11 protein-coding genes are annotated in these 7086 nt (G+C 55.4%); 4 read left to right on the top strand and 7 right to left on the bottom strand.

What is annotated here, in order from left to right; genetic code table 11:
* Positions 1-6: 6 nt before the first annotated feature.
* The 7 genes from WMO64_RS04280 to WMO64_RS04250 are packed head-to-tail and all read right to left on the bottom strand — an operon-like array spanning position 7 to position 2959.
* Positions 7-1158: an LvrA C-terminal domain-related protein gene (locus tag WMO64_RS04280; protein ID WP_349231118.1), complete on the bottom strand. Its 1152-nt coding sequence runs from the start codon at positions 1156-1158 to the stop codon at positions 7-9.
* Positions 1159-1197: 39 nt separating this feature from the next.
* Positions 1198-1512: a hypothetical protein gene (locus tag WMO64_RS04275; protein ID WP_349231117.1), complete on the bottom strand. Its 315-nt coding sequence runs from the start codon at positions 1510-1512 to the stop codon at positions 1198-1200.
* A 12-nt stretch (positions 1513-1524) separates the two neighbouring features.
* Positions 1525-1776: a hypothetical protein gene (locus tag WMO64_RS04270; RefSeq protein WP_349231116.1), complete on the bottom strand. Its 252-nt coding sequence runs from the start codon at positions 1774-1776 to the stop codon at positions 1525-1527.
* Between the two features lies 1 nt (position 1777).
* The gene (locus WMO64_RS04265; RefSeq protein WP_349231115.1) at positions 1778-1984 is read right to left on the bottom strand and encodes a hypothetical protein; all 207 of its coding nucleotides are present in this window, start codon (positions 1982-1984) and stop codon (positions 1778-1780) included.
* A gap of 55 nt (positions 1985-2039) precedes the next feature.
* On the bottom strand, positions 2040-2495 hold the full coding sequence (locus WMO64_RS04260; RefSeq protein ID WP_349231114.1) for a helix-turn-helix domain-containing protein: 456 nt from the start codon (positions 2493-2495) through the stop codon (positions 2040-2042).
* A 41-nt stretch (positions 2496-2536) separates the two neighbouring features.
* The gene (locus tag WMO64_RS04255; RefSeq protein ID WP_274955177.1) at positions 2537-2734 is read right to left on the bottom strand and encodes a hypothetical protein; all 198 of its coding nucleotides are present in this window, start codon (positions 2732-2734) and stop codon (positions 2537-2539) included.
* A 15-nt stretch (positions 2735-2749) separates the two neighbouring features.
* Positions 2750-2959 (bottom strand): helix-turn-helix transcriptional regulator, encoded by a 210-nt coding sequence (locus WMO64_RS04250; protein WP_274955176.1) that lies wholly within the window; start codon positions 2957-2959, stop codon positions 2750-2752.
* Positions 2960-3109: 150 nt separating this feature from the next.
* Here WMO64_RS04250 and WMO64_RS04245 point away from each other — a divergent pair, with 150 nt between their 5' ends.
* The 4 genes from WMO64_RS04245 to WMO64_RS04230 all read left to right on the top strand — a co-directional run bounded on the left by WMO64_RS04245 (position 3110) and on the right by WMO64_RS04230 (position 7083).
* Positions 3110-3436: a helix-turn-helix domain-containing protein gene (locus tag WMO64_RS04245; protein WP_274955175.1), complete on the top strand. Its 327-nt coding sequence runs from the start codon at positions 3110-3112 to the stop codon at positions 3434-3436.
* A gap of 203 nt (positions 3437-3639) precedes the next feature.
* Positions 3640-4263, top strand: a complete 624-nt coding sequence (locus WMO64_RS04240) for a hypothetical protein (protein WP_349231113.1) — start codon at positions 3640-3642, stop codon at positions 4261-4263.
* A gap of 137 nt (positions 4264-4400) precedes the next feature.
* Complete coding sequence (locus WMO64_RS04235; protein ID WP_349231112.1) at positions 4401-5486, top strand: type I restriction endonuclease; 1086 nt, start codon at positions 4401-4403, stop codon at positions 5484-5486.
* A 112-nt stretch (positions 5487-5598) separates the two neighbouring features.
* A complete protein-coding gene (locus WMO64_RS04230) occupies positions 5599-7083 on the top strand; it encodes a recombinase family protein (RefSeq protein WP_349231111.1) in 1485 nt (494 codons plus the stop codon).
* Positions 7084-7086 lie beyond the last annotated feature (3 nt).

Below are 7086 nucleotides of genomic sequence, written 5' to 3'. Positions count from 1 at the left end.
CGCAAATCAATCTCCTGGCTCATCGACCACCAGCACCTTCTCTCCGTCTATCTCCTCGTAGTGCCAGCCGCTCAGGCTCGGGGCGGTGGGTACAGCGGTCCGGGCATCATCGGCCGGAGGTACTGTGACCACATCCTCCCACCGGCGGCCGTTGAGCCAGGTGGTGGCGTGGGGGATAAACTGTCCGTTTGCCTCCTTCCACTGGGGGCTCTTCTTCTGGGCCTCCAGGCTCCGCAGCATCTCCCCCAGAAGCTCATGCGTCACATTCAGGCGCTTAAACACCTCGTAGGCGCGGCGCTTGTCCACTTTTTTGGGGTACGCATCCCAGAACCGGTGGAAGTAATCGTCATCCTCCTTCACGGCCAGAGAGATCACTGCGTCAATGCCATCGGGGACAATATCGGCCGTGCCGCCCCGGAGCAGTATCAGCCGCGCGTCGCAGGGGTACTCCAGCAGCTTATGTATGCTTTTTCTCCGGGGGCTTTTTCTGCCTATCTCAATCGCCGTGATAAACCCGTCCCGGCTGGCGACTATCCCGATCCGTCCGGTATACTTCGGGTCGCTGTCCCGGGACGGAACCGGAGCATTGTTCTGGCAGAGATACCCATTCTCCTCCAGCGCGGCTGTGACGGCCATGGTGGCCGCCCGGTCATCGTCGGCAACCACAACGCCGGACAGCAGTTCCCGCACAGCATCCAAATGCGCATATATATCTTTTGTTAGAATACTTTGGGTATCCTTTGGTAATGGTGTGCCCATTTGGGCACGTGAACGTGCCCGTTCGGGCTCGTGCATTTGCCCATTTGGGCACATGCATGTGCCCGTCCAGTCATCCCTGTAAAATGCCAGCAGTTCATCGCTGGGCGAGTACCACGCCGTCCTGTCTCTCGGGTCCTTGTTGTACTCGCCCACCAGCAGCGCCCCCTTCTCCCGGCAGCTGGCAATAATTCTCCTGATCTGTTTTGCGCTCCACCATGGAAACGCAGCCTCCCAGGCCGCCAGGGAGTTGAATGTCCACCACCTTCCGTCTCTGTAATTCCGGTCGTTGTCCTTGTTGTTCATGGTCAGAGATACCAGCATGTGGAGGAAAATGGACTCCTCCACGCCGTACCGCATGGCAACATCCCCCAGCCCGTGCAGGAATGTCAATCTGGACATGAGCCATCGTCCTTTCTTGTCGTATGTAAACGCCGCATATCACCAGATACCCATGTCGATCATCACCTGGGTGGCCACGGCCTTGATGCGGGCCCGGTTGGCGGCCCGCTCCTCCTCGCTGACCACCACGTCGCTGTGTGGCGTGTAACACAGCGTGGTGCCGTACTTCTCACCGGCGTCCATGGTGGCCGACTCATCCACCAGCACCCGCTGGCCGCCCATGTCGGTGAGCCAGTGCAGGCCCTTCCGCCGGGTCATCACAGTGTTCACGTGGTTCTTGCCGAAGGTCTCGGGGATAATCTTGGTGGTGACCACCAGCTCCTCCAGGGGCTCTATGTTCAGTTCCAGCGCCATTGGAACACCTCCTCAATCCTCTGTATGCTCCGGGCAGGATGTCCTATTCCGCCCGCTGCCGGTCGGATTCACGCTGGTTTCATTCAGCGCGTCGTTATAAGCGATCATAGCCCACTGCATCAGCTTGAGCTTCTCTTTGGCCGTGTAGCACACAGAATCCATAATCGATTCCAAGTCGTACACCAAGGCCCAGGGATTTCGCTTCCATTGGATAGCCTTCTCAGGAAGATATCTTTTCCAGAACGCTTCGTCTTGCTTGGTCATCTCAGCCCCTCCTCTCCGGCCAGGCCAGCGCCACGGCCAGCCCGGCAGCCAGCGCTGCCAGGGTCACGGCCCCGGCCTGGACGCTCACAAAACCGCACTCAATGTTGCCCACGGTGCCAAGAATCAGGACACCCAGCAACCCCAAAAAGAGTGCACGAATCCAGCGGAAATTCGTTGCATTTCCGCCGCGCTTATGATATATTTTCATTAGTTGAATCTCCCTCTTCCGTCCTCAGGTCTCGCACACCTGGGGGCGGATTTTTTTATGCCTCCTGTTCGCTCTGGGCACACCGAAGAGCCAGAGCAGCGGATACAATCTCCTGAAGGTCTTCCATAATGGCATCAAACTCGACTCGCTCATTGCTATCGATGACATTGTCCTCGGCAATGCGCATAAGCCGATTGGCCGAGTGGTTTTCGGCAAACTCGAAAATCCGATTGGTGAGCCGGGCGCTGGCAGCCAAGACGTCCATCTTAGGCACCTCGGGCACCACACGGCTGTACATGGCGTTCTTTTCGCGCACATGCCGCACAATCAGATGCAGCGTGTTATACAGGTCGGACATCGCCTCAACCACTTCGTCAGGCGGCACCCGCTGGCCGGTCTCGTAGGCCCGCAGGCTCTCCACGCTAATACCCAGCCGCTCCGCTGCCGCTTCCTGAGTAAGCCCGGCAGCCTTGCGACAGGTCTTATAGATATTTCGGGTTTCATCCTGCATGGTAATCACCTCCTTTTCAGGATAAAATACTTGCAGATAGTTCAGCAGGCCTCCGGGACGGGCATAATCTCCACGTCCCCGTCCTGCCGGCAGATGACCAGGTCCGTGTCGCCCCAGCGATCCGTGATTCGGACGGCGTTCTTGGTCACCCGCTCCACCCGGGCCAGCTGGCCCGGCTCAAACTGCCCCTCCAGCCACCGGACGATCCTCCGCAGCTCCGGGGTGTCTCCCTGCATCATGTCCTTCCCCTCCTCTCAGCTGGCCGCCTCGGGCGGCGTGCGGCCATATAACTCGTCAATAGAACAGTGCAGGGCATCAGCAAGGGCTGGTGCAATGGCCCATTTGGGATCTGATTCTCCACGTTCCCACTTTCCGACTGCCTGGGGGCAAACCCCGACTTGTGAGGCCAGTGCTGCCTGCGATATTCCCTTTTTCTCTCTCAACAACTTTATGTTGTTCACCATTGTTCCCTCCTCCCCATATAACTACATAAGGTTGTTTTCAAGCATATAATATTACTACTTTTAGTTGTTGTCAAGTGTAAATTTTAAATTTCGCTTGTGGTTGCCTACCATAGGTAGTATATTATTGATTTAAAGAGGAGGTGACTTTCCATGTTAGCCCAGCGATTGAAAGAGCTCCGCGCAGAAAACAAGATGTCTCAAAAAGAGCTTGCAGCAAGATTATTTGTCAGCCAGCAAGCCGTTGGAAAATGGGAAACAGGGAAAGCCACTCCAAATCCTGAGACCATTGCAAAAATATCTGAAATATTCGGTGTAAGTACAGACTACCTCCTTGGTCGAGACGAAGAAAAGCTCGCCCCCACATCTGAGAGCGAGCTTGATAATGAACTTATTGAGCGGTTGACCCATCTGACTCTGGAAGAGAAGGACAAGGTTGACGCTTTTGTGCAAGGTCTTTTAGCATCTCGTTCAGACTGATTTTCTCGTCCAGTGACAGGTGTGATATGAGTTCCCTGGCTTGCTCCGGCGTCATCTCGTGTCCTCCCCTCAGTTTTCCCCGCAGTGCATGATCTGTGATTTATGTCTATTATAGAACATTTGTTTTATTCTTGCAATGCAACTAAGCAAAAAAGAAAAAATAATTTGGTGTCCGACTTGAAAACCATGAAGGGGGAGCGAAGATGAAGAAAGCGCTCGCGCTTATCTGTTGCTTGTCTGTTTTAACATTGGCCGCATGCAGCACGACATCGGGATCCGCCGATGCCTCCACCCCTTCTCCCTCTGCCGTAGCAAGCACGTCCTCTACACCGGAAACCACCCCATCTGAAACAGAACGGATGACTGGGATTCCCGGATCTTACATCAAAGACATCCAGCTTGGTGTTGCGAACTTTGGCATGGATGATGATTCCGCACAGGGTGCCCCTGATGGAACTCCATACCGCTGGACTGCTTCGAAGTCATGGAATTTCCCTGACACCACCGTGCTGTTGGATTATTCAATTATCGGCGACGATGATTCCCAGTTGATCAGCGGGTCGTTTGGGGCTACTTGGGATGCGATCAGCTCTAATGACGTCTTCTGCACTGCTGCGGAAACCTATCTTGGATATATCGCAACCGTGCCATATGATACCTCAGATACAGCTACTGCAAAGCAATGGGTCTTGGATAACATTGGCGCTGTTGCCGGGAGCGAGCCTGTCAGCACTACGATTGGGGACGCCGTGTTTACTCTATCAGGCACAGCTGCTGATGACGGTCTCCCCTCCTCCTATCTGTTACAGATCCAAGTTTCCGAGTAATCAAATTCGCAAGCGCTTGCGGATTTCAACGTGAATACAAAAACCGCCTTCAGCCATCCGGCCGGGGGTTGCTCTAGAAAGAGGAAATAAATCTGTGTCCGGCTTGGACACCGAAAATAGAGAGGGAGTGTTGCAGCGTGGATTTCATTGACCAGTTGAAACAATTTTCAAAGCGTGTAGAATCTCTCAAGGATTCCATCTCAACCGAAGAGGCCACAAAAACCGCCGTCATCATGCCGTTCTTCGCTATGTTGGGATATGACGTGTTCAACCCCCAGGAATTTGTTCCGGAATATACCGCTGACGTAGGGATCAAGAAGGGTGAGAAGGTAGACTACGCCATCATAACCGACGGCTCCCCTGTGATCCTGATTGAATGCAAGTCCATTAACGAAAACCTGGAGCGGCATGATTCTCAGCTCTTCCGTTACTTTGGGACGACTACCGCAAAATTTGCAATACTCACTAACGGCATTATGTATCGTTTCTATACTGACCTCGATAATGCGAACAAGATGGACGAGGATCCGTTCCTGACCATCAATATCCTCGACATCCGTGACAACCAGGTCCCGGAGCTGAAAAAGTTCTGCAAAAGTGTTTTTGATGTGGACTCTATCTTCAGCACCGCCTCCGAGCTGAAATACGTCCACGAATTCAAGAGTGTCTTCACCCGGCAGCTGGAGTCTCCCGATGACGATTTTATCCGCTTCTTCCTCCAGAATTGCTATTCCGCGCCCAAAACTCAGAGTGTTCTGGAAAAATTCCGCCCCGTCCTTAAAAAGGCGCTGAACGACTTTATCAGCGAGACTATGAACGACAAAATCAAGACCGCCCTCGGAGGGAGCGGTGGTACCGTATCCGCGCCTGATCCAAAGCCGGCTGATGAGGCTGGAGCTGCCGAGCCAGAAAATGATGGAAAACGAGTTCCCAACATTGTCACAACTGAGGAAGAACTAGAAGCGTACTTCATTGTAAAAAACCTTCTGGGGTCTTTGGTTGACATTCGAGACATTACTTACAAAGATACGGAATCTTACATCAATATCCTGTATAAGGGGAACTCCCGCAAATGGATTTGTCGCCTGGCGCTTACCAGTTCCAAAAAGACATTGATTATCCCGGATGAGAATAAGAAGGAAACCAAGTACCAGCTGCAAGATATTTATGAACTTTCAAAGTATTCTGATGAGCTCATTACTGTACTGAAGCGTTATATATAATACGTTCCAAGTCCCCCAGCGCTTGCGGATTTTAACAGAAATACAAAAACCGCCCTCAGCCGTCCGGCCGGGGGCGGTTATACTCTCGACATATTGTGAAGGAGGGAACCGGATGGACGCGGCGGAGTATCTGAGAAAATCTCGTATGGAGGAGGGCATGGACACGGAGGAGGTGCTCTCCCGGCACCGGAAGGCCCTGGCCCAGTTCGCCTCCTCTCACGACATCCATATTATCGCCACCTATGAGGAGGTGGTCAGCGGTGAGAGCCTGTACGCCCGTCCTGAGATGCTGCGCCTGCTGGAGGACGTGGAGGAGGGCCGCTACGACGCGGTGCTGGTCATGGATCTGGACCGGCTCTCCCGCGGCCGGATGAAGGACCAGGGCATCATCCTGGACGCCTTCCGGGACTCGGGCACCCTCATCGTCACCCCGGAGAAGACCTACAACCTGTCCGACGACCTGGATGACGAGATGGCGGAGTTCAAGACCTTCATGTCCCGCCGGGAGTATAAGATCATCAACAAGCGGCTGCGCCGGGGCCTGAAGCAGAGCATCAGCGACGGCTGCTACGTGGCCAACGCCCCCTACGGCTACCGGAAGGTTCTGGTGGACCGGCGGCCCACTCTGGAGATCTACGAGCCGGAGGCCCGCTTTGTCCGCATGATGTACCAGCTCTACACCCAGGGCTACGGCTGCGTCTCCATCGCCCGGCACGTCAACGCCCTGGGGGCCAAGCCCCACCGCTCGGAGGAGTTCACCCGAAACAGCGTGGCCCACATCCTCCGCAACCCCACCTTTGCCGGGAAAGTGGTCTGGAACCAGAAGTCCCACGTCCGCAAGGGGGCCAAGGGCAACCCCAAGCACATCACCATCTACAATCCCCGGGAGAAGTGGACCATTGTGGACGGCCTACACCCCGCCATCGTGAGCCAGGAGCTGTACGACACGGTGCAGGACATCATGGCCGGGCGGTATATCCCATCCAAGAATGACGGCACCGTCCGCAGCTCCCTGGCCGGTCTGGTCAAGTGCGCCAACTGCGGGCAGAATATGCAGCGCATGGTGATGAGGGGGCAGCCGTATCTGCTGTGCATGAAGAAGGGGTGCTGCTCCAGCACCAAGTTTGAGCTGGTGGAGCAGCGGGTCCTCTCCTACCTGGAGGAGACCCTGGTGAAGCTGGAGCTGGAGCAGCAGCGCGGCACAGCCCGGGATACTTCCGTCCTGGACAGCTCCCTGGAAGCAGTGAAGAAGGAGCTGGCAGCGGCCCAGCGGCAGAAGAGCCGCCTGTATGAGCTGCTGGAAATGGAGGAGTACGACCTGCCCACCTTCCGGGAGCGGATGGCAGCCGTGAAGGAGAAGATCGCCGGTCTGGAGCGCCGCCAGCGGGAGACAGAACAGTCCATCCAAGACGCCCAGCTGGCCGATCCGGCCGCCCTGGCCAGGAAGATCCGGGCGGTGCTGGACGCCTACGACGCCGCCGACGCCGCCGGCCGCAACGCCATGCTCAAGGGTGTGATCAGCACCATCACCTACCAGAAAGACAAGAAATCCAAACAGAGCGAGTTCCAGCTCCGCTTCACCCTGAAACCCTACTGACGC

Source organism: Pseudoflavonifractor intestinihominis (assembly GCF_040096055.1).
GTDB classification, from domain to species: domain Bacteria; phylum Bacillota; class Clostridia; order Oscillospirales; family Oscillospiraceae; genus Pseudoflavonifractor; species Pseudoflavonifractor intestinihominis.
This window is presented reverse-complemented; position numbering and strand designations above follow the sequence as displayed.

Coding starts and splice junctions, on each gene's coding strand:
- WMO64_RS04245 (WP_274955175.1), top strand. CDS start 3,110: ATGTTAGCCCAGCGATTGAAAGAGCTCCGCGCAGAAAACAAGATGTCT.
- WMO64_RS04270 (WP_349231116.1), bottom strand. CDS start 1,776: ATGACCAAGCAAGACGAAGCGTTCTGGAAAAGATATCTTCCTGAGAAG.
- WMO64_RS04240 (WP_349231113.1), top strand. CDS start 3,640: ATGAAGAAAGCGCTCGCGCTTATCTGTTGCTTGTCTGTTTTAACATTG.
- WMO64_RS04265 (WP_349231115.1), bottom strand. CDS start 1,984: ATGAAAATATATCATAAGCGCGGCGGAAATGCAACGAATTTCCGCTGG.
- WMO64_RS04260 (WP_349231114.1), bottom strand. CDS start 2,495: ATGCAGGATGAAACCCGAAATATCTATAAGACCTGTCGCAAGGCTGCC.
- WMO64_RS04250 (WP_274955176.1), bottom strand. CDS start 2,959: ATGGTGAACAACATAAAGTTGTTGAGAGAGAAAAAGGGAATATCGCAG.
- WMO64_RS04275 (WP_349231117.1), bottom strand. CDS start 1,512: ATGGCGCTGGAACTGAACATAGAGCCCCTGGAGGAGCTGGTGGTCACC.
- WMO64_RS04255 (WP_274955177.1), bottom strand. CDS start 2,734: ATGATGCAGGGAGACACCCCGGAGCTGCGGAGGATCGTCCGGTGGCTG.
- WMO64_RS04280 (WP_349231118.1), bottom strand. CDS start 1,158: ATGTCCAGATTGACATTCCTGCACGGGCTGGGGGATGTTGCCATGCGG.
- WMO64_RS04230 (WP_349231111.1), top strand. CDS start 5,599: ATGGACGCGGCGGAGTATCTGAGAAAATCTCGTATGGAGGAGGGCATG.